Genomic DNA, 23,577 nt, shown 5'->3' with positions numbered 1-23,577 from the left:
ACATTTTGAATTGAGTCACACCTGAAATTAGCTGCCGTTACCGCCATGGGCCTCTTCGAAGAAGTAGTCCTTCCAGCTCGCCGCCTTGTTTTTCAGCACACCCAATTCCTGCAACTTCTCGGCATAGATATAGGTTCGCTGCGGCACGATGGTGAAATCGATCTCCGGGTCCTGGACGATCTTCTCCACCAGATCCAACGGCAACTTCGACTGTTCTACGCGGATGTAAGCCTTGGCCGCTGCCGGTTTGTCGGCCTTGATGATCTTCTCGGCCTCGGCCAGCGCGTCATAAAACGCCTTGTAGGTCTTGGGGTTGTCGTCGTGGAATTTTTGCGTGGTGTAGAGCACGTTGAACGTCGCCTGCCCACCCAGTATGTCGTAGGAACTGAGCACCTTGTGCACATTGGGATTCAACAGTTCCTGGTACTGGAACGGCGGGCTGGAGAAGTGCGCGTTGATCTCCGAACCACCGGCAATCAGCGCGGCGGTGGCATCGGGGTGAGCGAGGCTGATGGAGATGTCGTCAAACTTCTTGTAGTTGGCATCGCCGAACTGCTTGGCAGTCTCGATCTGCAAGGTGCGCGACTGGAAACCCACGCCAGCGGCAGGCACGGCAATGCGGTCTTTCTCAGTGAAGTCCTTGAGGGTTTTTACGCTGGGGTTGTTGGTCAGCAGGTAATTCGGCATCGACCCCAGGGAGGCGATGGCCTTGACGTTCTGCTTGCCCTTGGTGCGGTCCCACAGGGTGAGCATCGGCGGCACACCGGCCGACACCACGTCCAGCGCGCCGGCCAGCAGCGACTCGTTCATCGCGGTAGCGCCGGAAATGCTGTTCCACTCCACCTGGATATCCAGGCCCTGTTCCTTGCCGTGCTTTTCGATCAGGTTCTGGTCGCGCACCACGTCGAGGATCAGGTAGCCGATGCCAAATTGCTGGGCGATGCTGATCTTGCCTTCGGCCTGGGCACCAGGGCTGAGCAAGGCCGTCGCGGCAGCCAATGAGGCGGCCAGCAGGGTCAGGGAGGAGCGCTTGAAGGTCATGGGAGTCTGCCGCACTTTTGAGAAGGTGAGCGAGGGTAGCCAGGGTTTTTAAGACAACAAAAGAATATCGGGGTCTATTGTTATGCAAAATGGCCCACAAACACGCGCATGGCTGGTATTGTGCCGCGCTTTGAAAAACCGCTGAACCTGCGAGGACATGCACGTTGAACACTGACGAAAAAATGACCGGGGACCTGTTCGAGGTGGATAAGCGCCTGTCACTCAAACCCGTGGTGGACTTCAACAGCTACCTGCGCAGCGCCTTCGGCGACGGCCCGTGCACCTGCATGCGCTGCACCGCCAGCGGTGGCGATGAAACCGGCTACGCGTTCCAGCACACCTTCACCTTCGACGGCAAACCCACGCACCGCCGCTTCGCCACCACAGCGGGCAGCGATGTGTTGCAGGTGTTGAAGAAGGCGTGGTTGTCGTACACCAAGGCCGAGCTGCCGCTGAGCGGCGTGCTGGTACTGGATACGGTGAAAGAGTTCGTCGAGCCCCAGCTGCACAAGCGGTTGGTGCCGTTGTTTTTGGCCAGTGAGTTGGTCAAGGATGTGGAGGGAGCGCTGCAGATCCAGCCGCAGGCGGCGTAACGCTATAAAAAACTGTGGCAAGCCAGCTCCCACATTTGATCGCGTTGTTCTGAAGCATGTATTTCAATCCAAACAAAACGGCACCTGAGTGCCGTTTTGGTTTATCCAACTCGATTACTTACGCGCTGCCTCCCACGATTTGAGCAGGTCGCTGTATGCCACGGTCTCCCCTTTAGGTTTCTCATTCGCCAGTTTCGGCTTCGGCGCGCCCGGCTGGTCGAACCAGTATTGGGCATCACGCTCTTCGTTCATTTTCGGGCCGCACACCGGTTGCACCTTGGAGCGCTCCAGGCGCGTCATGATGGCGTCTTGCTCTTTGGCCAGGTTGTCCAGCGCCTGTTGCGGGGTTTTCTCGCCGCTGGCGGCGGCGGCGATGTTGCTCCACCACAGTTGCGCCAGGCGTGGATAGTCCGGCACGTTGGTGCCGGTCGGCGACCATTCGGTGCGCGCCGGGCTACGATAGAACTCCACCAACCCACCGAGTTTCGGCGCCATGTCGGTCATGGCCTGTGAGTTGATGTCGGACTCACGAATCGGCGTCAGGCCGACGATGGTTTTCTTCAGCGAGACGGTTTTCGAGGTCACGAACTGCGCATAGAGCCAGGCCGCGAGTTTCTGTTTCTCTGGCGTGGACTTGAGGAAGGTCCATGAGCCTACGTCCTGATAGCCCTTCTTCATGCCCTTTTCCCAGTAAGGCCCTACAGGCGACGGCGCCATGCGCCATTTCGGCGTGCCGTCGGCATTCACTACCGGCAGGCCTGGCTTGACCATGTCGGCGGTAAACGCGGTGTACCAGAAAATCTGCTGGGCGATATTGCCTTGGGACGGCACCGGACCGGATTCGGAGAAGGTCATGCCCGCCGCTTCCGGTGGTGCGTAGGCTTTCATCCAATCCACGTATTTTTGCGTGGCAAATACGGCGGCCGGGCCGTTGGTGTCGCCGCCACGGGTAACGCTGGAACCCACCGGGTGGCAGTCCTCCACGCGAATGCCCCACTCGTCCACCGGCAAGCCGTTGGGCAGGCCTTTGTCGCCACCACCGGCCATGGAGAACCAGGCATCGGTGAAGCGCCAGCCCAGGGATGGGTCTTTCTTGCCGTAGTCCATGTGCCCGTAGATGCGTTTGCCGTCGATTTCCTTGACGTCTTCGCTGAAGAACTTGGCGATGTCTTCATAGGCCGACCAGTTCACCGGTACGCCCAACTCATAGCCGTACTTTTCCTTGAACTTGGCTTTGAGCTCTGGCCGCTCGAACCAGTCGGCGCGGAACCAATAGAGGTTGGCGAATTGCTGGTCGGGCAGTTGGTAGATCTTGCCGTCCGGCGCGGTGGTGAAGGAGATACCGATGAAGTCCTTGATATCCAGGGTTGGCGAAGTGAAATTCTTGCCTTCATTGGCCATCAGGTCAGTGATGGATTCGGTCTTGCCGTAGCGAAAGTGCGTACCGATCAAGTCGGAATCGTTAACCCAGCCGTCGTAGATGTTCTTGTCGGACTGCATCTGGGTTTGCAGCTTCTCCACCACGTCGCCTTCTTGCAGCAGGTCGTGGGTCAGCTTGATCCCGGTGATTTCAGTGAACGCCTTGGCCAGTACCTTGGATTCATACTCGTGGGTGGTGAGGGTTTCCGACACCACGTTGATCTTCATCCCACGGAACGGTTCCGAGGCCTTGATAAACCACTTGAGTTCCTCAAGCTGCTGTTCGGCCGTGAGGGTGGACGGTTTGAATTCGCTGCCGATCCATTTTTTCGCGGCATCTTCATACGCATCGGCCCAGGCCGTGGCGCTCAAACCGCTGAGGGCCAATACGGCGGCCAATGAAATGCTATGTCGCAGCTTATTGTTTTTATCGAACATAGAGACCTCCTGGTTGTTTATTCAAGCGGAGCACTAGCCCCAACGCATCACACACAACAGCCACACCAGGGACAGCGCAGTCGCGACCCAGATGCTCCAGCCGGTTACGCCAATCACCAATAAATGCAGGTAGGCGCTGCCGAGAAGACCGATAAACAAGCGATCACCACGGGTGGTGCTGATCGGTAAAAAACCACGCCGAGGTATGCTCGGCGAGCGCAGTTCCCACGTGGTCATGCCCACCAGCAACAGGCCGATGGCGGCGAAGAACAACGCTGTGGGGGTGGTCCAGGCCATCCATTCCATCATCGACTCCTTTAGACCCGGCCCAGGGCAAAGCCCTTGGCCACGTGGTTGCGAACAAACCAGATCACCAGCATGCCCGGCAGGATGGTCAACACCCCCGCCGCTGCCAGTACGCCCCAATCGATACCCGAGGCCGAGACCGTGCGGGTCATCACCGCCGCGATGGGCTTGGCGTTGACCGACGTCAGGGTGCGCGCCAGCAGCAATTCGACCCACGAAAACATGAAGCAGAAAAACGCCGTCACGCCGATGCCGGAGCCGATCAACGGGATAAAGATTTTCACGAAAAACTTCGGAAAGCTGTAGCCGTCGATGTAGGCGGTTTCGTCGATTTCCTTGGGCACGCCGGACATGAAGCCCTCCAGAATCCACACCGCCAACGGTACGTTGAACAAGCAGTGGGCCAGTGCCACGGCAATGTGCGTGTCGAAAAGGCCAATCGACGAATACAACTGGAAAAACGGCAGCAAAAACACCGCTGGCGGCGCCATGCGGTTGGTCAGCAGCCAGAAGAACAGGTGCTTGTCGCCGAGGAAGCGGTAGCGCGAAAACGCATAGGCCGCCGGCAACGCCACGCTGAGGGAGATCACCGTGTTCAGGCTCACGTAGTACAGCGAGTTGAGGTAGCCGGTGTACCAACTCGGGTCGGTGAAGATCACTTTGTAGTTGGCCAGGGTGAAATCCTGCGGAAATAGCGTCAGCCCGCCGAGGATTTCGGTGTTGCTCTTGAAGGACATGTTCAGCAGCCAGTAGATCGGCACCAGCAGGAACAGAATGTAGATCAGCAGCGGAATAACCTTGCGCTTGCTCATGTTGGCGGCCTCAGCGGTTGGCGTCGGAGTGGGTCATGGCGGTGTAGAACAGCCAGGACACCAACAGGATGATCAGGAAGTACACCAGGGAAAACGCCGCCGCCGGGCCCAGGTCGAATTGGCCGACGGCCATCTGGGTCAGTGTCTGACTGAGGAACGTGGTGGCATTCCCCGGCCCGCCGCCGGTGAGTACGAAGGGCTCGGTGTAGATCATGAAGCTGTCCATAAAGCGCAGCATCACCGCGATCAACAGCACGCTCTTCATCTTCGGCAGTTGGATATGTCGGAACACCGCCCAAGACGATGCACGATCAATCCGCGCTGCCTGGTAGTACACGTCCGGGATGGCCCGTAAACCTGAGTAGCAGAGCAGCGCGACCAGTGAAGTCCAGTGCCACACGTCCATGACCAACACAGTGACCCAAGCATCTGCGGTATTGGCCGCGTAGTTGTAGCTGATGCCCATGGCGTTAAGGCTGGAACCGAGCAAGCCAATGTCGGCGCGGCCGAAGATCTGCCAGATGGTACCGACCACGTTCCATGGGATCAGCAGCGGTATGGCGAGGATGATCAGCACCAGTGATGACCAGCGGCCCTTGGTCGGCATGGTCAGTGCAATCGCGATACCCAGTGGGATTTCGATCAGCAGCACGCAGGCCGAGTAGATGAACTGGCGCAGCAAGGAGTCGTGCAGGCGTGGGTCGAGCAGCACTTGTTTGTACCAGTCCGCGCCGACGAAGTAGCGGCTGGACTGGTCGAAGATGTCCTGCACCGAGTAGTTGACCACGGTCATCATCGGGATTACCGCGCTGAACGCCACCAGCAGGAACACCGGCAACACCAGCCACCAGGCCTTGTTGTTCTGCACCTTGTTCATGGCTGCACCTCCAGCAGGTAGTCGTCGGCATAAACCATCAGCCATTGCGCGGGGAAACTGATGGAGGCGCTGCCCTCTGGCACCGGTTTGTCTTCGGCCAGGCGCACCTTCAACGCTGCACCGTCGAGGCTCAAGGTCATGATCTTGTAGGTGCCGAGGTCTTCGACATGTGCGACAGCCGCTTGCAGCGCGTCAGGGTTGTACTCGTCCCACACGTGGATAAATTCCGGGCGAATGCCTACCTGCAACTTCTTGCAATCCGTATCGGTGATGCGTTGCTGCAACGCTTCTGACAGCGGTAGATGGGTGCCAGCAAAGCGCACCCCGCCCGCCTCGGCCTGCACCTCGATCAGATTCATCCCGGGGCTGCCGATGAAATAGCCGACAAAGGTATGACTTGGCCGTTCGAACAACTCGCGCGGCGTGCCGAACTGCACGATCTGCCCGCCGTACATCACCGCGATCTTGTCGGCAAACGTCGAGGCTTCCAGTTGGTCGTGGGTGACGTAAACCATGGTGATGTTGAACTGCTCGTGGATCTGCTTGAGCTTGCGCCGCAGTTTCCACTTCAGGTGCGGATCGATCACCGTCAGCGGCTCATCGAACAGGATCGCCGACACGTCATCACGCACCAGACCACGGCCCATGGAGACTTTCTGTTTTTCGTCAGCGGTGAGGTTGCGGGCTTTCTTGGTGAGCAGGTTTTGCAGGTCGAGGACTTCGGCGATTTCCTGCACCTTGCTGTGGATTTTCGCGTCGGCCATACCCTGGTTTCGTAGAGGAAACGCCAGGTTGTCGAACACCGTCATGGTGTCGTACACCACCGGGAACTGGAACACTTGGGCAATGTTGCGTTTTTCCGGGGTGAGGTCATTGACGACCTTGGTGTCGAACAGCACCTGCCCTTCGGACGGGCTGAGCAGACCGGAGATAATGTTGAGCAAGGTTGACTTGCCGCAGCCCGAAGGGCCCAGCAACGCGTAAGCCCCGCCCTGCTCCCACACATGGTTCATTGCCCGAATGGCGTAGTCCTCTGGACCGCTGGGCGTAGGGCTATAGCTGTGGGCCAGGTTCTGCAAATGGATCTCGGCCATCAGGCAACCCTCGCAACGCGGCGTCCGGGGGCCTGGACCAAACGGCCCTGGCCATCGAACACAAACAGTTTATGGGTGGGGATGTACACGCGGATCGGCGCGTCGACGTCGTACTCATGCACGCCCGGCAGGTGCAGCACCAACAGGAAGTGTTCGCTGCGCACATGCAGGAAGGTTTCCGAGCCGCTGATCTCGGCAACTTCCACGGTCACCGCCAGTTCCAGGTCATCGTCGTTGCTGGGGACCAGGCTGATATGGCTGGGGCGCACGCCAAAACGGAATTCGCCTTCGCCGATCGGGCGCAAATCGACGTTGAGCGGGAAGTGCACGAAGTTGGCGAAACTCACTTCATTGCCACTGATACGCCCCGGCATCAGGTTGATCGGCGGTTCGGAAAACAACTCGGCGGCCAATACGGTCTGCGGCTGGTGATAGACCTCGGCGGCCTTGCCGCTCTGGATCACCCGCCCTTCGTGGAGAATGGTGGTGGTGCCGCCCAGGGCCAGGGCCTCGTTGGGTTCGGTGGTGGCATAAATGGCAATGGTATGGCGCGCCTTGAACAGCTCGCGCATTTCCTGACGCAGCTCTTCGCGCAGTTTGTAGTCCAGGTTGACCAAGGGCTCATCGAACAGGATCAGCTCGGCATCCTTCACCAGCGCGCGGGCCATGGCCGTGCGTTGCTGCTGGCCACCGGACAACTCCAAAGGATGACGCTGCAAGAACTTTTCGATGCGCAGCATCTTGGCGGTTTCCAGCACCTTGCTCTGGATAAGCTCGTTGGACACACCGGCCTGGCGCAACGGCGAGGCGATGTTTTCGAATACGGTCATGGTGGGGTAGTTGATGAACTGCTGATACACCATCGACACGTTGCGCAGGCGCACCGGCTTTTGCGTGACGTCCACACCGTTCATCAGGATGCGACCGCTGTCGGGCTTGTCGAGACCGGCCATCAGGCGCATAAGGCTGGTCTTGCCGGACAGGGTGCGGCCGAGCAATACGTTGAAGGAACCGGCTTCGAAACGCAGGGTGGCGTCGTCGATCCAGGTTTGGCCTTCTACGACGCGGGAGACATGTTCCAGGGTCAATGACATGACACGACCTTTTTTATTATTGGAATGAATCTGGCCAGTCGTCAGAGCGAGTTTCGTGCCAAAACCGCAAGCGGTTGATGTGTAAGGAAATGGGCTAGATCGGATGTTCGGGAGTGAACAATCAGGGTGATCAACTGAACAGTCCGGGGGTTGACAATGAACAGTTCTGAACAACACTCTCATGCCCATCACAGGGTAAATGTGCAACACCCCATAACAATAAAAATGCAGGTCACCCCATGGCCGAACCCTTGGCTCACGACACCCTTATCCAGGAATCCTGGCGCCGTTGCCGCGCCTTCGGCCTGGACCACCAAAGCACGCCCAGCTTCGACCAGCTCCCCGCCGAGGGCATCAGCCAGTTGCTGGAAAGCCAGCATTCCCTGGTGCAGACCACCCATCAGGAAGTGTTGCCCTACTACGAAAATATCCTCAGCAATTCCAACTGCCTGATCATGCTGGCCGACAACCAGGGCCAGGTGTTGACCTCATGGGGCACCCAGCGCTTTATCGAGCCCAAGCTGGCCCGTGGTTTCAACCCTGGCGCGAGCTGGCGGGAACGTTCCAGCGGCACCAACGCCATTGGCACCGCCCTGGCCTGTGCCCAGGCGGTGCATATCGAGCACGACGAACACTTTCTCAAGGCCAACCGCTTCATGACCGGCTCGGCCGCGCCGATCTTCGATGCCCAGCGCGAGATCATCGCGGTGCTGGATGTGTCCAGCGACAGCTACCTGCCGCCCTCCCACACCTTGGGCATGGTCAAGATGATGAGCCAGACCGTGGAGAATCGGCTGATCCTCAACCTGTTTCGCGACGAGCATTTCCAGCTGACTTTCAACACTGGCCTGAGCAACCTGGACAGCCAATGGGCGGGCTTGTTGATCTTTGATGACAGTGGCCAGGTGCTGTCGGCCAATCGACGTGCCGACAATTTGCTGGGCATCAGCCTGTCGCGGGTGATGATCGACAGCTTGTTCAAGGTGTCGCTGCTGGAACTGCTCAACCAGCCGGAGGGCTTGCCGTTTTCGCTGCAGGCGGCCGGACGCAATCGTTTTCAATGCGTATTGAAGCGTCCCAAGAAAATGCCGGTGCAGGCACGGGTCTTCACTGAACCGGTGCCGGCAAAGCCGTCTACCCCTGCGCTCCAGGCCCTGCACTTTGGCGATGTTCGTGTCGAGAAAGCCGTTCGCCAAGCCGAGCGTTTGCTGGAAAAAGACATTCCACTGCTGATCCACGGTGAAACCGGCGTGGGCAAAGAGGTGTTCGTCAAGGCCCTGCACCAGGCCAGTTCCCGCAGCCAACAGGCGCTTATCGCGGTCAACTGCGCGGCGATTCCTGCGGAGTTGGTGGAATCGGAACTGTTCGGCTACGAAAAAGGCGCGTTCACCGGGGCCAATCAGAAAGGCAGCATCGGGCTGATCCGCAAAGCCGACAAGGGCACGCTGTTTCTCGACGAAATTGGCGATATGCCGCTGCCGACCCAGGCGCGGCTGTTACGGGTACTCCAGGAACGTTGCGTGCAACCGGTGGGCAGCAGTGAGTTGTTCCCGGTGGATTTGCGCATCATCTCGGCCACCAACCGCGCACTTCGGGAGTTGGTGCAGGCGGGGCGCTTTCGCGAGGATTTGTACTACCGCATCGGCGGCCTGACCCTGGAATTGCCGCCGTTGCGTGAGCGTACCGACAAGCGAGCATTGTTCCAGCAACTGTGGCAGCAACACCGCGAGCCCACCCAATGGGCCGGGCTGAGCGCCGAGGTGTTGGCACTGTTCGAGCAGCACCCGTGGCCGGGCAACTTGCGCCAGGTGAGCAGCGTGTTGCAGGTGGCGCTGGCGATGGCCGAGGAGCAGCCGATCCGCCCGGAGCATTTGCCGGATGATTTCTTTGTGGACTTGAACCTGGCGGCGCCGCTGCCACCCAGTGAGGGGCTGGATGACAGCATCGATCTGAACCAGCGCTTGAAGGCCGCCGGCGGAAATATCTCCCACCTGGCGCGAGAGCTGGGGGTGAGCCGCAATACGCTGTACAAGCGCTTGCGCCAACCTTAACGCGGCTTGACCACCACCAGCAGGTCGGTGAAGTACTCCACCTGGATCGGCAGGTTATCCGCCAGCGCCGCGAGAGCAGCCGTGGTGTCGTCGAGCTTGAACACGCCGGACACTCGCAGGTTTTTCAGCGCCTGGGGATCGAAACGCACCAGGCCGTGGCGGTAGCTGGCCAGGCTTTGCAGCACCTCGTCTAGGGGTTGGTCGTTGACCTTGAGCAGGCCACGGGTCCAGGCATCCGGGTCGCTGTTGCCGATGGCTTGCGGCGCTTGGGCCTGACCGTGGTCGAGGATCGAGCGCTGGCCGGCTGCGACCTTGACCCCTTCGCTGGTATCACCTTTAACCGCCACGGTGGACTCGATTACCGTCACCAGCGTGGTCCCGTTTTCAACGCGCTTGACCAGATAACGCGTGCCCAATGCAGTCGCCGTGCCTTGGTCGGTGCGCACCACGAACGGCCGTTGCGCATCCTTGGCCACGTCGACCCACAACTCGCCCTGTAGCAGTTCGATCACGCGTTGGTGGCCGTCGAATTTCACGTCCACTGCCGAGTTGCTGTTGAGCTGCAACCGGCTGCCATCTTCAAGGACAACCTGGCGGCGCTCGCCGACGCCGGTACGTTGATCGGCCATCCATACCGGCAAATGCTGCAGGCCCAGCCAGGCGCACAGCACCACGCCGAGCACGCCCGTCACCTGAACGCCGCGTGAGCGCTGCGGGGTAAACGCGCGGTTCAAGGCCATGCGTGCGGGCTTTGCGGGCAAGGTGTCGAGGCTGCCCCACAGGCCGCGCATGCGTTCGATGGCAACGGCGTGGCGCGGGTCGGCATGACACCAGGCGTCGAAGGCGTGGCGGTCGGCCTCTGTGACATCTTCGTCGTGCAAGCGCGTAAGCCAATTCGCGGCTTGCTGAATGATTTGTTCAGAGGTCATGCCAGCGGATCCGCCCCGTGCAGGCTGTGGTAGCAGTGCACCAGGGCGCTGGAGATGTAGTTTTTGACGGTGCTGGAGGACACGTTCAGGCGCGTGGCGATCTCGCTGTAGGTCAGCCCGTCGAGGCGGCTCAGCAGGAAGGCGTCACGTGCTTTGGCGGGTAGGCCGGCGAGCATTTCGGCGATGCGTTCCAAGGCTTGCAGCGCTACGTGGATCGCAGCCGGGTCGGGCATGCCCGCGTCTTCGCACTGGATGACCAGGGCTTCCATGTAGGCTTTTTCGATGCGTCGACGGCGTGCGCCATCGATCAGCAAGCGGCCTGCCGTGGTTGCCAGGAAAGCACGCGGCTCCTTGATGGTGTGCGGTTCGGCCAGCATCAGTACGCGGATGAACGCGTCGTGCGCCAAGTCGGCGGCATGCTGGGAACACCCAAGTTTTTTGCGCAGCCAGCCGTGCAACCAGCCATGGTGCTCGCTGTACATCGCCGTTAGGGTCTGCTGGCGGACGGAATCGCCCAGCGCGGCCGGAATGTCATGCATGCGCAAAAGTATCTCAAATGGGAAATATTACCAATTGCGCGAACAATGCCAGTAAAACGACGTAGGAGCAAGGGCCTCCCCGTCTCTGAAAACACCCTAACTTTATGTGGGGCTGGATTTGTAGTGAGCGGGCTTGCCCCGCGCGGCGGTGTGTCAGGAAAAACCAAGCTGCCTGGCACGCCGCCGCGCGGGGCAAGCCCGCTCACTACAGGATCAGCGCCAGGCCCAGGACACGCCGGTGTAGATGCCACGACCATCGCCAGGGGTGGAGCGCGCCGCGTCGAGGCCTTTGTCGTCATAACCCGGCGTGACGGTGTTGGCGTAGCGCTTGTTGGTCAGGTTGCGCAGGTCAACCCAGGCCTGCCAGTCCTGCTTCGGTGCGTCGTAGCCGAAGGTGGCACCCAGCAGGGTGTAGGACGCGGCATAGAACGAGTTGGCGTAATCCACCGCCACCTTGGAGGAATGTTCGGTATTGAGGCTGGTGTAGAAACCCGTCGGATGGCTGTAGCGCACTTGCGCCTGGTAATAGTGCTTGGGGATGCCCGGCAAGGTGTTGCCGCCAAAGCGGTCGTCGTCGCGGTAGTGAAAGTCGCTGTAGGTATAGGCTTGGCGCAGGGCGAGCCGGCCGTTGCGACCGCCCTCCCACAACGGGCTGAGCAGGCCCAGTTCCAGGCCTTGGTGCACGGTGGGGCTGGCGTTGTTTTCGGCGGTGATGGCGTTGGTGGTCGAAGTCTGGGCCTGGGTTTCCACGGTGAGCAGTTCGTGGCGCACTTCGGAGCGGTACAGCGCCAGGTCCCATTGGCCGAACCATTGCTCGCCTCGGCCACCGATTTCCAGGGTGGTGGCGGTCTGGTTTTTCAGGCTGACGCCTTCACGCGCATAGCCGCTGGCCGGGCCACTGGTGAAGTACTTGTTGGAACCCCAGATCATCGACCAGGCGTGCGGCGGCTCTACCGAGCGACTCAGGTTGCCGTACACCTGCAGTTGCGGGGTGAAGTCATAGCGCAGGCCAACACGGGGTGCGTAGTCCCAGTCATGCTGGCTCACTTTTGCATGGGTCTCTGGGTAGCTCACCTCGGTTTCGCGACGGGTATAGATCGCCGCCAGGCCGGTGGTCAGCCACAGGTCGGGGACCAATTCCAGGTCGTTGCCGATATGCAGCACGGTATCCGAACCCAGGTAGCTGTAGTCGCGGGTCTTGGTGCCCGGCGCGTAATATTTTGTGGGATCTGTTGAAGGAATACGCACATATTCCGCCCCGCCGTTGTTGGGCATCGCCTGGGTAGTGCGCAGGCCGATGGTGGTCTTGCTGTCGTGACCGAACAGCGTGTCCTGACGGATGTAGTTGAGGGTGCTGCTGATGTCGGTGTAGGCGACTTTCAGGCGGATAGTGCCTTCGCGCAGGTCCATCGGATAGTCGTGGTACGCCAGGCCGAACTCCAGGCGGGAGTTGTCGTCCAGCTGCAAGGTGGTCTTGTTGGCGATCCAGGTAGAGCCCGGCTCCAGGCGCTTGGAGTCGCGGGCGGCGTTAAGGCTGTTGGCGGCACGCGGGTCGTGGTTGATCTGGTCGCGGGTGAGTTTGCCAGGCGTGTCGTTGGTGGTTTCGCGGTAGCGGATATAGAAGCGGGTTTCCAGTTCGGGGCTGAAGCGGTAGCCGAAGTTGGCCGCGAAGCCCTTGCCGGTGGCGGCGCTCTGGCGCTGGTAGCCGTCGGATTCGGAGTCGGTGAGGCTGATGTAGTAGTCAGCGTCACCCAGCACCTGGCCCGAGCTGATTTCGCGCTGCATGTAGCCTTTGCTGCCCGCCTCATAGCGCAGTTGCAGCTTGGGCGCATCGTAGCCGGTGTGGGTCACGTAGTTGACCGCGCCGCCCAAGGCCAGCGCGCCCTGATCGAAACCATTGGCGCCGCGCAGCACTTCGACGCGGCTTTGCCACAGGGGCACCTTCAACTCGTAGGGCGTGCCGCCGGGGCCGGTCAGCGGCAGGCCGTCAAACATTTCATACAACCCGGAACCGTGGGCGCCAGGGCTGCGGTTCAGGCCGGAGCCACGGATGGAGAGCTTGATGCCTTCGTTATTCGCCGCCTTCGCGTACACCCCGGGCTGGTACTTGAACACGTCTTCGTTGGTGCTGACCCGGCCCTGCGCCACGCTGCTCATGTCGATGTAGTTGGTGCCGCCGGGCACGCTTTTAAGCTGGGCCTGGGCCACTTCGCCGGCACTGGCTTCGCCGCTGGTGACTTCCACTGGAGCCAGTTGCAGGTCTTCGGCGTGTACCAGTGAGCTTAAAGTCAGGGCGGCAAACAGGAGCGGAGGTTGGCGCAGCAGCATCGGGAAGGTCCTTGGGGAGTTCGGGGGCAGTGATGGGATGGCAGGCGCGCACGCCAGGTCACGCCTAAATAACGGACCAGACCTTTCCCACAACAGCATCGGACCAAGATTATTTTCTAAGTCCAAAATCGAATTACCACATGCAAACTCAGTATTTAAAGAAATAACCCTCAACGATTACTGTGGAGCCACTGAGTCAACCACGTCCCACGAGAACGCCCCCATGCAAACAACTGCCAACGTCATCGACTTCACGCTCCACCGTAAACGCCGCCAGGCGCGCGCAGCGGCCGAGCTGATGTGGGCGATGTACGCAGCGCGTGCCGGGCTTGCGGTGTTGACCGTACAGGCCGCTCTGTCCAGCGATACCCGCCGGGCGTAAGGCCGATGAATTTCCTGCACGTGCTCCCCGAACCGCCTGAACCCTTGCCCAAACCGAAAACCGACGACGATGTGATCAGCCTGTGCGTCGCCCACAACCTGCAACGCCTGCGCAGCAAGCGCCATTTGTCGCTGGACGGTTTGGCGCGCGCCTGCGGCGTGAGCCGGGCGATGCTGGCGCAGATCGAGTCCGGGCGCAGCGTGCCGTCGATCAAGGTACTGTGCAAGATTGCGAAGGGTCTGAAGGTGTCGGTGGCGGCATTTCTGGAAGATCGCGCCTTTGAGGGTGTCGAGGTGTTGCCGGCGCAGCAGAGCAAACGCCTGGTGAGTGCGGATGGCGCGTTCATCAGCCGCGCGTTGTTCCCCTACGACACCGCGCGCCAATCGGAATTCTATGAGATCCGCCTGCGCGCCCTGGGTGAAGAAGTTTCCGAAGGCCATGGCCCTGGCATCCAGGAAAACCTGGTAGTCGCCCAAGGCGTGCTGGAAGTGAGCGTCAATGATGAGCGCTACCTGCTTTCCACCGGTGATTCGATTCTGTTCTACGCCGACCAACCCCACCGCTACCGCAACCCGGCGGACAGCGAGGCGGTGGCGTTCCTAGTGATCACCTACCCCGAACGGCTGGACTGAAATGCAAAACGCCCCGACAGGTCGGGGCGTTTTTTATAGTGCGCGACCTATCAGCAGGTGCAGCACATCATCGGCATGCCGTTGCAGCTCATCATCATCGGCATGGCGCAGTCGTTCATCATTTTGTTCATGAGCATGCAGCAGTTTTCCATCATGGCCATGCTCATGCCTGGCATCGGCATCATTTTGCACATCATGCTGTCGCCCATCATGGTGCATTCCATCACGCACTTCATCATCGGCATCTGCATGCCCATGGCCATCATCGGCATCATCGACATGTTCATGGAGGTCATCATGTTCATGGCGTCGGCCGACATGCACATCATCGACATATTGGCGCACTGCATCATCATCGGCATGCCGCAGTTCATCATCATCGCCATCATTTCGGCGTTGGTCTTGAACTGAGCCATGTCCATGCCAGCAGCCGGCTTCATGGTGCACATCATGCCGTCGCCGGCCATGTGGCAGGTCATCGTGGCCATCATCATCGGCATGCCCATCATTGGCATCATGGGCATGGTGGTGTTCATCGGCATCTGCATTGCGTTCATCATGTTCGAAACTCCGTAATCGACAGGAAATGGCTAAGTTCTGGCGCCGATTCTAAGGACGCCGGGCGGCGACGCAAGACGGCGACAGAGCAGCAGGATTGGATGCTCGGAGGGAAGCTTAGACGAACAAAACAGCTCAAATGGATGTTGTAGCACGCATTTCGTCACCATAACGCCCTATCCATCCGCTATAAGCATGAAGTAGGCGCCATGGATATTCGAAATAAATATGTCGACCTATCAGAAGGAAATAATCGGTCTAACCACGGCTTAAAAACCTCTCCTCAACTGGTCGCCACCTGCGGTCCGTGGCTTTTACCCTGCGCCGACAGCACAATCGCCAGCACTATCAAAGCCGCACCCGCCAACATCCGATAGGACGGCGCCTCGTGGAACAACCACCAGGCACAGGCAATCGCGTACACCGGTTCCAACGAAATGATCATGCCAGCGCTGCGTGCATTGAGGCCCTTGAGGCTCTTGACGAACAACGCTTGGGACACTGCCGTGCACAGCACGCCGAGGATGGCCAAGTTGGTCCAATCGACAGCATCGAGGCCTGCCAGGTCGAAGGCGGCAAACGGCGCCATGATCAGCGCGACGGTCGCGTTCTGCCAGAACACCACCTGCACGCCATTGCGGCCATCGGTGGCGCGACGGTTGGTCATCGCCAGCAAGGCAAAAGACAAGCCGGATGCGATGCCCCACAACAATCCGACGGTGCCCTGGTTCGCCAGTTCAAACGAGGGCGTGACCAACACCAGGCCAAGGGTAACCAGCAGCAACAACAGCGCCTCGACCAGGTGCGGCCGGTCGCGGAACACCGCCATGTCGAGCAAAGTGATAAAGGCCGGAAAGCTGGCAAATCCCAGGGTCGCCACGGCCACCCCGCCCACTTTGATCGCGATAAAAAACGTGACCCAGTGCGCGGCCAGCATCAGCCCCGAGATGAAGTAGATAAAGAGTTTCTTGCGGTTCAGGTCACGCAGCAACGCGCGTCCCTGTAGAAGCGCGAACACCGCCAAAGCCAGCATGGCAAACGCCGCACGGCCGAAGGTGATCACACTGGCGCTGGCATGGATCAGCGCCCCAAAAATTCCGGTCAAGCCAAACAGTATTGCGGTGACATGTGCAGACGTAAGGGCAGTGCGATAGGCAGTCATGAAAAGGGCTTCGAGAAAACGAGCTGGGCCATGGCTTTCTTATTGTTGGCCCGGTTGAGAGGAAGGCGCCCCAATCGCCGCTTGCGTGGAGCTTTGTAGAGGGGCGCCTGGTTTTTTAGCCTTCGGAGGTGTCGATCCAAATGGTCTTGATTTCGGTGTACTGGTCGTGGGCCCAGATGGACTTGTCACGCCCGCCGAAACCGGACTGCTTGTAGCCACCGAACGGCGTCGAGGCATCGCCTTCGCCGAAGCAGTTGACGGTGACGATACCGGCACGGATCTCGCGGGACAGCTTGATCGCGTTGCGCAGGTTGTCGGTGTACACCGAGGCAGCCAGGCCGTAGATGGTGTCGTTGGCCAGGCTGACGGCTTCTTCCAGGGTGTTGAAGGTGGTGACGGTCAGCACCGGGCCGAAGATCTCTTCCTTGAAGAGCAGGCTGTCGGCACTCACGCCATCGACCACGGTCGGTTGCACGTAGATGCCGTCTTCGGTCTTGCCACCGAACACCACGCGCTGGTTGCCTTCGCTGGCGTTCACCAGGTACGAGCTGACCTTGTCGAAGTGCGCCTTGCTGACCATCGAGCCCAGGCGGTTGTCCGGGTCGAGCGGGCTACCCATCTTCCAGTCTTGCAGCTGGACGCCAATGCGCTTGAGCAACTCGTCCTTGATGTCGGCGTGCACGATCAGGCGCGACGACGCCGAGCAGTTCTCGCCCATGTTCCAGAACGAACCGTTGACGATATGCCCCGCCACCAAGTCCAGGTCGGCCACATCGTTCATGACCACGGCCGGGTTTTTGCCGCCCAGTTCCAGCACGATGCGCTTGAGGTTGGACTCGGCCGCGTATTGCAGGAACAGACGGCCCGTGTCGGTGGAGCCTGTGAAGCTGACCATAGTCACGTCCATGTGGCGACCCAACGGCTCACCGACTTCGCGACCACCACCGGAGACCACGTTGAACACGCCGTCCGGAATACCCGCCTGGGACGCCAGCTCAGCCACGCGCAGCGCGGTCAGGGTGGTTTCCTTGGCGGGCTTGACCACGATGGAGCACCCGGCCGCCAGGGACGGCGCGATTTTCCAGGCCAGCATCAGCAGCGGGAAGTTCCACGGCAGCACCAGGCCGACCACTCCGATGGCTTCGCGCACCACCAGGGTCAGGGCGTCGTGGCCCACCGGCGCGGTGTTGTCGTAGATCTTGTCGATCAGCTCGGCGTGCCAGCGGATCATGTGGATGGTTTCCGGCACGTCGGTCAACTGGCACTCACGCACTGGCTTGCCGCTGTCCAGGCTTTCGAGCACGGAGAGTTCGTGGGAGTGCTGCTCCAGCAGGTCGGCAAAACGCAGCAGGACTTTTTTGCGCGTGCCGGGACTGAGTTTGTGCCAGCGGCCATCGTCGAACGCCTGCTTGGCCGAAGCCACGGCGTAATCCACATCGGCGCTGTTGCACGCGGTGATTTCAGCCAGCAACTCGCCGGTGGCCGGGTTGGTGGTGGCGAAGGTCTTGCCCGAGGCAGACGTGTGCAACGCGCCATTGATGAAGGACTGGGTTGGGAACTGAATGTCCTTGGCAATTGCGGCGTATTCGGCAGCGCTCAACAGGTGAGTCATCATGCACCTCCGACGATGTGCGCAACGTCGCGCTTAAGGTTGGTGATAACGGTTTGCAGCGCTTGGTTTTCGCTCTCGGTCAGCGGTTGCAGCGGTGCGCGAACGCTGCCAGTGCGCAGGCCGTTGAAGGCGCAGCCGGCCTTGATGGCCTGGACGAATTTGCCGCCTTCGAGGTAGTCCATCAACGGCATGAACGCGCCCATGATCTTGCGGCCTTTGTCGAAGTCTTTTTCGATCAAGCAGGCTTCGTACAGGGCCACGTGTTCACGCGGTACGAAGTTCGAACCGGCACACACCCAGCTGCGGGCGCCCCAGGCGAAGAATTCCAGGGCCTGGTCGTCCCAACCGCAGGACAGCGCGATGTTCGGGAACTGGGTGGCGAGGCGATGCACTTGGCCCATGTCGCCGGAGCTTTCCTTGATGGCCACGACGTTCTTCGAAGCCGATACGGCTTTGAAGTATTCGTTGCCCATGCTCACGCTCATGCGGCCCGGGTAGTTGTAGAGCATGATCGGCAGGTCGGCCGCCTTGTCTACGGTCAGGGCGTGGATGGCGTTTTCTTCTTCGGTCGGCAGTGCGTATGGCGGCGAACCCACCAGGATCGCATCGGCCTTGATGGCGCGGGCGGCCTTGGCATATTCCACCGAGTCTTCGGTGCGGATGGCGCCGGTGCCGACGATCAGCGCGACGCGGTTGCCGATGACTTCCTTGGCATGGGCCGCCAGGTCAATGCGTTCCTGGGAGGTGTGCGCGTAGTACTCACCGGTGGAGCCGCCGATGATGATGCCGTGCACCTTGGATTCGATCAGGTATTCCAGCACTTCGGCGAAGGCTGCAGTGTCGATCTGGCCAGTGGCGGTCAACGGAGTGATTGCCGGGGTGTAGATGCCTTCAAATTTCATGAGTGTTTCTCCAACAGTAAAAGGGGTGGTTTTTTCGTTCAGTTGCTCAATGCCGCTGCGTCCCGCAAGTTCAATGAGCGTGTTTCAGGGGCCATGGCCCAGGCGGCTACCAGGCCGACAAAGGTCACGCCAGCCGCGACGTACATGGTGTTGCCGATACCGATGGAGGTCAGCGAGAGCGGCACCAGGTACGTGCCCACAGCCGCGCCAACCCGCGACAGCGAGGTGCCGATACCCACGGCAAAGGCGCGGATTTCGGTAGGGAACAATTCGTTGGGGTAGACCAGTTGCAGCACTTGCGCGCCGCCGATAAACACCGCGTAGGCGCCAAACAGGCACAGCACCAGCAGCTCGTGGCTATTGGAAAATGCCGCCAGCAACAGCAAGGCAAGGCCCGACCACAGGAAGCTGTGGATCAGCATGCTGCGTCGGCCAATGGTGTTGATCAGCCGGGTGGCGAGGACGCAGCCGACTACAAACAACAGGGTGATGAACATCGAGCCATAGGAGGCCCACTCGCCTTTGAGGTTCAGGGCTTGCAGCACTTTTGGGGCGAAGGCATACACGGCGAACACCGGGATGATCGAGCACGACCAGAACACCGAGACAAAGAACAGGCGCTTGCCGTAACCCGAGCGCAGCAGGTCGCGGAAGGTCATCTTGCGTTCGTCGGGTTGCTCCGGCAGATCGCGCAGCGAGTAGTGCGGCCCGTAGACGCGCTTGATGACCTGCTCGGCTTCGGCGTCGCGGCCTTTGCTGAGCAACCAACGGGCCGATTCCGGGGTGCCCAGGCGCAACACGAACAGCACCAGGCCAATCACCGAAGCGCTGGCCAAGGCATAGCGCCAAGCGTCGCCGGCGCCGGTGTTGATAATGGCGTTGCCCACTACATAGGCGAACGCGGCACCGGCAAACCACAGGATGGTCAGTGCGGCGAGCCGTGGGCCGCGTTGTTTCTTCGGCAGGAACTCCACCAACAATGAAGTGGCCACCGGGTATTCAATACCCACCGCCAAACCAATGATGAATCGCAAGGCGAATAACACCCACGCCGACTCGACCCAGAACTGCGCCAGGGAACACACGATAAATAACGACGGGCCAATGAAATACACTTTCTTGCGCCCCAACTTATCGGTCAACCAACCACCGATAAACCCGCCGAAGAACACACCGATCAAGGCAGAAGCGGCAATAAGCCCCTGCCAGAATTCAGTCAGTTCCAGGGCGCCGGTCACTTGCAACATGGCAATGCCGATAATACTTAAAACATAACCGTCGACGAATGAACCACCGCCCGAACGGGCCGTGAGCAAACGGTGAAAGTTATTAAGCGGTACATCCTCAACTGAGGCATTCGGACTTGTCATTATTATCTCCTACTTCGCTTCGTTCATTCGCCGGGTACAACGCACACTTGAAATCCAGGCGAATGAAAGCCGTCTCAATCAGAAACCGCAGTCGCTAATACGCCTGCTGTTTTCCAATCAATAGATTAAGTTCGGTATCACTTCTGTTGCGTGTTGCGAATCAGCTTTCCTGGCCGGCGCGGCTTTGCCCCCATAGCAAGTTCATATTTACACCCGCTGATAGCAGCGGCTCTGGTGGGTTTCTGCTCGGGCCCGGGGACGTCAACAGGAAGTCCACCAGGTGATTGCTTTTGCCCGCCAGCCACTCAGCCAGCAAGGTGCCGGTGACGGTGCCGCGGGTGACGCCCAGGCCGTTGCAGCACAGAGCGCCGTAGACGTTTTTGGCCAACTCGCCGAAGTGCGCCATATGGTTGCGCGACAGGCTCAGGGAACCGCCCCAGGTGTAATCGAAATTGACCTCGCGGTGCAGCGGGAAGCGGCGGTCGAACGACTCTTTATGGCGCTTCACAAACCGCTGCAGGTATTTGGGATTGCTACGCCCATCGGCGTTGAAGCTGAAGCTGTTGCGCACCAGCAAACGGTTGTCGACGGTGCGGCGCAACGTGGTGCCGAATGGGTCGGCAGGGATAACGCCCCAGAACGGGTCGCCACCCAGGCGCGCCTGTTCTTCTTCGTCCAGCGGACGGGTGAGGCTGGCGTAGGTGAAGATCGGCAACATGCGGCTTTTGAGAAAACCGAAGCTCATGGCGAACGCATTGTTGGTGAGCACCAGCTTGTCGGCGACGATGCGGCCGTGCTTGTGGATCAGCAAGGTCTTGTCGCCGTACTCCACTTCGGTGATCGGCGTGTTTTCATAGAGGGTGACATTGGACGGCAAGGTGTCTGCCAGGCCTTTGACCAGCGCCGCCGGTTGCACCAGCGCGGTCCCTGGGGTGAACAATGCCTTGCGGTAAAACCGGGTGCCGATGCGGTTGGGCAGTTCGTCGCCCTCGATCACCTGGTACGGCTGGCCAAGCTTGTCGAGACCGCGACGGTACGCATCCAACACGGCAATGCCCCGGTCTTCGATGGCGGCCTGGTACTTGCCGCAGTCGCGCCACTGACAGTTGATGGCGTGTTGGTCCACCAGCGCACGCAGCATGGACTGCCCGGCGAGGTTGAGTTCCATGCTGATCTTGGCGGTGGCGATATCGCCGATATAGTCTTCGGCGCCAATGTCGTGGGGCAAATCGATGGCAAAGCCGGCGTTGCGCCCGGAGGCGCCGTAGCCCACTTCTTGCGCCTCGATCAGCACGATCTCGTCATCGGGGAAATTCAGCGCCAGCTGGCGCGCCGCCGCAAGGCCGGTGAAACCCGCCCCTACCACGGCCCAGCGCGCGGTTCGCGTGCCACTGTGCGGTGGCCGGGCCACACGCGGCGGGCTGAGGTGAAACCAGCCGCAGGTTGAATCGTCTGCCGGGGTGTTTCTAATGAGTGCCATGTTCGCGACCTGGGTTCTTTTATAGTTGTTAGAGCTAACAGCTAACCCGTTTGCATCGCGTCACACTGGCCGGTCTCGACAGGTCAGAAGGTGAGCGCTACATCCAGGCCTTCGGGCGCCGCGTACTCGGACATCCGCCGACGGGACAGTTCGAGGTGGGCCCGCACGATTTCCCCGGCCAAAACCGGATCGTGGTGTTCAATTGCGCTGATCATGTCGTCGTGCTGCTGGGCGGCCACTTCCAGGTCCTCTTGCATATCCACTGTGGTGGGATGGCGGTAGAAGATCTTGCCCAAACGGGCGTGGTCGATCAGCAAGCGCTGCAGACTCGGCATCAAGTAGGCGTTGTGGGCCATCTTGCCGATCTGCAGGTGAAACTCGTCGTTGTACAACACACGGTTCTCGACATCTTTTTCTTCGATGGCCGTGCGAAACAAAGCCTGTATGCGCTTCAATTCCTCGATTTCACCCGGCGTTGCGTGGGAGCACGCCAGTTGCGTGGTGGCGATGTAAATCAATGGCGCCGCCAAAAAGAAACTGCGCAGCGACTGGTAACTCATTGCCGACACCCGTGCAGCGCGGTTGGCTTCGAGGTCGATATACCCCTCCGCCGCCATCTGCCGCATCAGTTCACGCACCGGTGGGCGCGATAAACCGAACTCATCACACAGCGCCAACTCGTCCACCACGGCCCCCGGTGCCAACTCCATGCTGAGGATGCGGCGCCGCAGCGCTTCACCCAATACAGCCTTGCGGTCCAGGGTTGGCTCGACGGGAGCCGGGGTGCTGAGTTCTTTGGTAGCCATGGTGAAACCTTCCTAGTAGTAAGTGCACACGGTCTACTACCTGTATTCGCACTATAAAACAACAAAATACTTTGTGTCTACAATTAAAATACACAACATAAACATCATTCATAGCCCTCTGCCTACGGGGCTTTTGGGCTATTTGACCAGGCGGATTTCCTTCGACGGCCGATGCCCGAAATAGGCGCTGTAGCACTTGCTGAAATGGCTCGGCGACACAAACCCACAAGCCACCGACACCTCGACGATGGTCAGCGAGGTGTGCTGCAACAAGCGCCGCGCTTCGGTGATGCGCAGGTCCATGTAGTAGCGCTGCGGCGAGGTGCCCAGTTGCTCCTTGAATAAGCGTTCGATCTGGCGCCTTGAGCGCCCGGCATACAGGCACAGGTCGTGCATTTGCAGTGGCTCTTCAAGGTTCACGTCCATCAGGTTGATCACCTCCCGCAATGGCCCGCTGACCGACACACTCAACATCGGTTTGACGCGCCGGAACCGCGAGGCTTCAAACGCGAGGATGTCTTCGATGCCATCGGTAAGGCTTTTGCCGTGCAGGCTGCGGATCCACTCTAGGGCCATATAGAACGCCCCGGTGGGGCTCGATGCCGTCAGGCGATTGCGGTCTACCACGTAGGCTTCACTCGTCACATGGGTCAGCCGGGCGATCTCGGCCAAGGCAGGACGGTGCTCCGGATGAACCGCGCAGCTATAACCCTCCAACTGCCCTGCCCGCCCCAGGAACCACGCGCCGTTCCATATCCCGGCCAGCGCCACGCCCTGCTCCGCCGCCGCTTCCAGTAGCAAGCTCAGTTCATCGTTGTAGCGCAGCGGCGTGCGATAACCGCCGCAGATCACCAGTAGGTCCAGTTCGCACACCGCCTTGAGCGTCAGGCGCTCGTCCGGGCGGATCACCAGGCCCAGGTCGCTGACGATTTCGTCAGTGGTCAGGCTAAAGGTTTTTGTCGCAAACAACTCCGGTCGCAGCAGGTTGGCGGTGACGATGGTGTCGAGGGTCTGGGTAAAGGCCGGTAGCGAAAAATGCTCCAACAGCACAAAACCCGCCCGCGCCTTGCGCACCTCCTGGCCGTGATGATCATTGAGGTAGCGCAGGTTCTTGCACTGCATGGCATCGCTGAATTGACGTCGAACTACCAC

The 23,577-nt window shown here is 60.0% G+C and carries 22 protein-coding genes; 4 read left to right on the top strand and 18 right to left on the bottom strand.

Features of this window, described 5'->3' with window-relative positions; translation table 11 throughout:
- Positions 1-27: 27 nt before the first annotated feature.
- The gene (locus CFE47_RS00455) at positions 28-1,041 is read right to left on the bottom strand and encodes an ABC transporter substrate-binding protein (RefSeq protein WP_286835011.1); all 1,014 of its coding nucleotides are present in this window, start codon (positions 1,039-1,041) and stop codon (positions 28-30) included.
- Positions 1,042-1,205: 164 nt separating this feature from the next.
- Here CFE47_RS00455 and CFE47_RS00450 point away from each other — a divergent pair, with 164 nt between their 5' ends.
- Positions 1,206-1,634, top strand: coding sequence for a hypothetical protein (locus CFE47_RS00450; RefSeq protein WP_286835010.1), 429 nt, complete (start codon positions 1,206-1,208; stop codon positions 1,632-1,634).
- A gap of 114 nt (positions 1,635-1,748) precedes the next feature.
- Here the strand turns inward: CFE47_RS00450 and CFE47_RS00445 are convergent, their stop codons facing one another.
- The 6 genes from CFE47_RS00445 to CFE47_RS00420 are packed head-to-tail and all read right to left on the bottom strand — an operon-like array spanning position 1,749 to position 7,674.
- Entirely contained in the window at positions 1,749-3,491 is a 1,743-nt protein-coding gene (locus CFE47_RS00445; protein ID WP_185706837.1) for an ABC transporter substrate-binding protein, read from the bottom strand.
- Positions 3,492-3,524: 33 nt separating this feature from the next.
- A complete protein-coding gene (locus CFE47_RS00440; RefSeq protein ID WP_286835008.1) occupies positions 3,525-3,797 on the bottom strand; it encodes a DUF2160 domain-containing protein in 273 nt (90 codons plus the stop codon).
- An 11-nt stretch (positions 3,798-3,808) separates the two neighbouring features.
- Complete coding sequence (locus CFE47_RS00435; RefSeq protein ID WP_003174634.1) at positions 3,809-4,609, bottom strand: carbohydrate ABC transporter permease; 801 nt, start codon at positions 4,607-4,609, stop codon at positions 3,809-3,811.
- 10 nt (positions 4,610-4,619) lie between these two features.
- Positions 4,620-5,486: a carbohydrate ABC transporter permease gene (locus CFE47_RS00430; RefSeq protein ID WP_286835007.1), complete on the bottom strand. Its 867-nt coding sequence runs from the start codon at positions 5,484-5,486 to the stop codon at positions 4,620-4,622.
- Positions 5,483-6,580 carry an ABC transporter ATP-binding protein gene (locus tag CFE47_RS00425; RefSeq protein ID WP_286835006.1) on the bottom strand — a complete coding sequence of 366 codons (1,098 nt, stop codon included), beginning with the start codon at positions 6,578-6,580 and terminating at the stop codon, positions 5,483-5,485. Before CFE47_RS00425 ends, CFE47_RS00430 begins: the two co-directional genes overlap by 4 nt.
- On the bottom strand, positions 6,580-7,674 hold the full coding sequence (locus CFE47_RS00420; RefSeq protein WP_185706829.1) for an ABC transporter ATP-binding protein: 1,095 nt from the start codon (positions 7,672-7,674) through the stop codon (positions 6,580-6,582). The genes CFE47_RS00425 and CFE47_RS00420 overlap by 1 nt, the downstream gene beginning before the upstream one ends.
- Positions 7,675-7,913: 239 nt before the next feature.
- Here CFE47_RS00420 and CFE47_RS00415 point away from each other — a divergent pair, with 239 nt between their 5' ends.
- Positions 7,914-9,725, top strand: a complete 1,812-nt coding sequence (locus CFE47_RS00415; RefSeq protein ID WP_286835005.1) for a sigma-54-dependent Fis family transcriptional regulator — start codon at positions 7,914-7,916, stop codon at positions 9,723-9,725.
- On the opposite strand, the gene CFE47_RS00410 is transcribed toward CFE47_RS00415, so the two are convergent.
- The 3 genes from CFE47_RS00410 to CFE47_RS00400 all read right to left on the bottom strand — a co-directional run bounded on the left by CFE47_RS00410 (position 9,722) and on the right by CFE47_RS00400 (position 13,521).
- Entirely contained in the window at positions 9,722-10,654 is a 933-nt protein-coding gene (locus CFE47_RS00410; RefSeq protein ID WP_286835003.1) for a FecR family protein, read from the bottom strand. The genes CFE47_RS00415 and CFE47_RS00410 overlap by 4 nt on opposite strands.
- Positions 10,651-11,193: a sigma-70 family RNA polymerase sigma factor gene (locus CFE47_RS00405; protein ID WP_185706823.1), complete on the bottom strand. Its 543-nt coding sequence runs from the start codon at positions 11,191-11,193 to the stop codon at positions 10,651-10,653. Before CFE47_RS00405 ends, CFE47_RS00410 begins: the two co-directional genes overlap by 4 nt.
- A 213-nt stretch (positions 11,194-11,406) precedes the next feature.
- Complete coding sequence (locus CFE47_RS00400) at positions 11,407-13,521, bottom strand: TonB-dependent receptor family protein (RefSeq protein ID WP_286835002.1); 2,115 nt, start codon at positions 13,519-13,521, stop codon at positions 11,407-11,409.
- 223 nt (positions 13,522-13,744) lie between these two features.
- Here CFE47_RS00400 and CFE47_RS00395 point away from each other — a divergent pair, with 223 nt between their 5' ends.
- Both CFE47_RS00395 and CFE47_RS00390 read left to right on the top strand, forming a co-directional pair.
- Positions 13,745-13,903, top strand: a complete 159-nt coding sequence (locus CFE47_RS00395) for a hypothetical protein (protein WP_185706819.1) — start codon at positions 13,745-13,747, stop codon at positions 13,901-13,903.
- A gap of 5 nt (positions 13,904-13,908) precedes the next feature.
- The gene (locus tag CFE47_RS00390) at positions 13,909-14,535 is read left to right on the top strand and encodes a helix-turn-helix domain-containing protein (RefSeq protein WP_286835000.1); all 627 of its coding nucleotides are present in this window, start codon (positions 13,909-13,911) and stop codon (positions 14,533-14,535) included.
- Between the two features lie 50 nt (positions 14,536-14,585).
- Here CFE47_RS00390 and CFE47_RS00385 read toward each other — a convergent pair whose 3' ends face one another.
- The 8 genes from CFE47_RS00385 to souR form a co-directional block, all read right to left on the bottom strand.
- Positions 14,586-15,095 carry a hypothetical protein gene (locus tag CFE47_RS00385; RefSeq protein ID WP_233081340.1) on the bottom strand — a complete coding sequence of 170 codons (510 nt, stop codon included), beginning with the start codon at positions 15,093-15,095 and terminating at the stop codon, positions 14,586-14,588.
- Positions 15,096-15,376: 281 nt separating this feature from the next.
- Entirely contained in the window at positions 15,377-16,255 is an 879-nt protein-coding gene (locus CFE47_RS00380; protein WP_286834997.1) for a DMT family transporter, read from the bottom strand.
- Positions 16,256-16,370: 115 nt separating this feature from the next.
- Positions 16,371-17,867 carry an aldehyde dehydrogenase gene (locus CFE47_RS00375; RefSeq protein WP_286834996.1) on the bottom strand — a complete coding sequence of 499 codons (1,497 nt, stop codon included), beginning with the start codon at positions 17,865-17,867 and terminating at the stop codon, positions 16,371-16,373.
- Positions 17,867-18,769 carry a dihydrodipicolinate synthase family protein gene (locus CFE47_RS00370; RefSeq protein WP_286834994.1) on the bottom strand — a complete coding sequence of 301 codons (903 nt, stop codon included), beginning with the start codon at positions 18,767-18,769 and terminating at the stop codon, positions 17,867-17,869. The genes CFE47_RS00375 and CFE47_RS00370 overlap by 1 nt, the downstream gene beginning before the upstream one ends.
- Before the next feature lie 38 nt (positions 18,770-18,807).
- Positions 18,808-20,139: an MFS transporter gene (locus CFE47_RS00365; RefSeq protein ID WP_286834992.1), complete on the bottom strand. Its 1,332-nt coding sequence runs from the start codon at positions 20,137-20,139 to the stop codon at positions 18,808-18,810.
- 160 nt (positions 20,140-20,299) lie between these two features.
- A complete protein-coding gene (locus tag CFE47_RS00360) occupies positions 20,300-21,619 on the bottom strand; it encodes an NAD(P)/FAD-dependent oxidoreductase (RefSeq protein ID WP_286834990.1) in 1,320 nt (439 codons plus the stop codon).
- An 83-nt stretch (positions 21,620-21,702) separates the two neighbouring features.
- Positions 21,703-22,425: a GntR family transcriptional regulator gene (locus CFE47_RS00355; protein WP_286834988.1), complete on the bottom strand. Its 723-nt coding sequence runs from the start codon at positions 22,423-22,425 to the stop codon at positions 21,703-21,705.
- Positions 22,426-22,563: 138 nt separating this feature from the next.
- Positions 22,564-23,577 (bottom strand): transcriptional regulator SouR, encoded by a 1,014-nt coding sequence (gene souR / locus CFE47_RS00350; RefSeq protein ID WP_286834986.1) that lies wholly within the window; start codon positions 23,575-23,577, stop codon positions 22,564-22,566.

This window comes from Pseudomonas sp. PGPPP1, assembly GCF_002255865.1.
GTDB lineage: Bacteria > Pseudomonadota > Gammaproteobacteria > Pseudomonadales > Pseudomonadaceae > Aquipseudomonas > Aquipseudomonas cremoris.
Note: the sequence above shows the minus strand (reverse complement) of the source record. Positions and strands in the feature narration are given on the sequence as shown.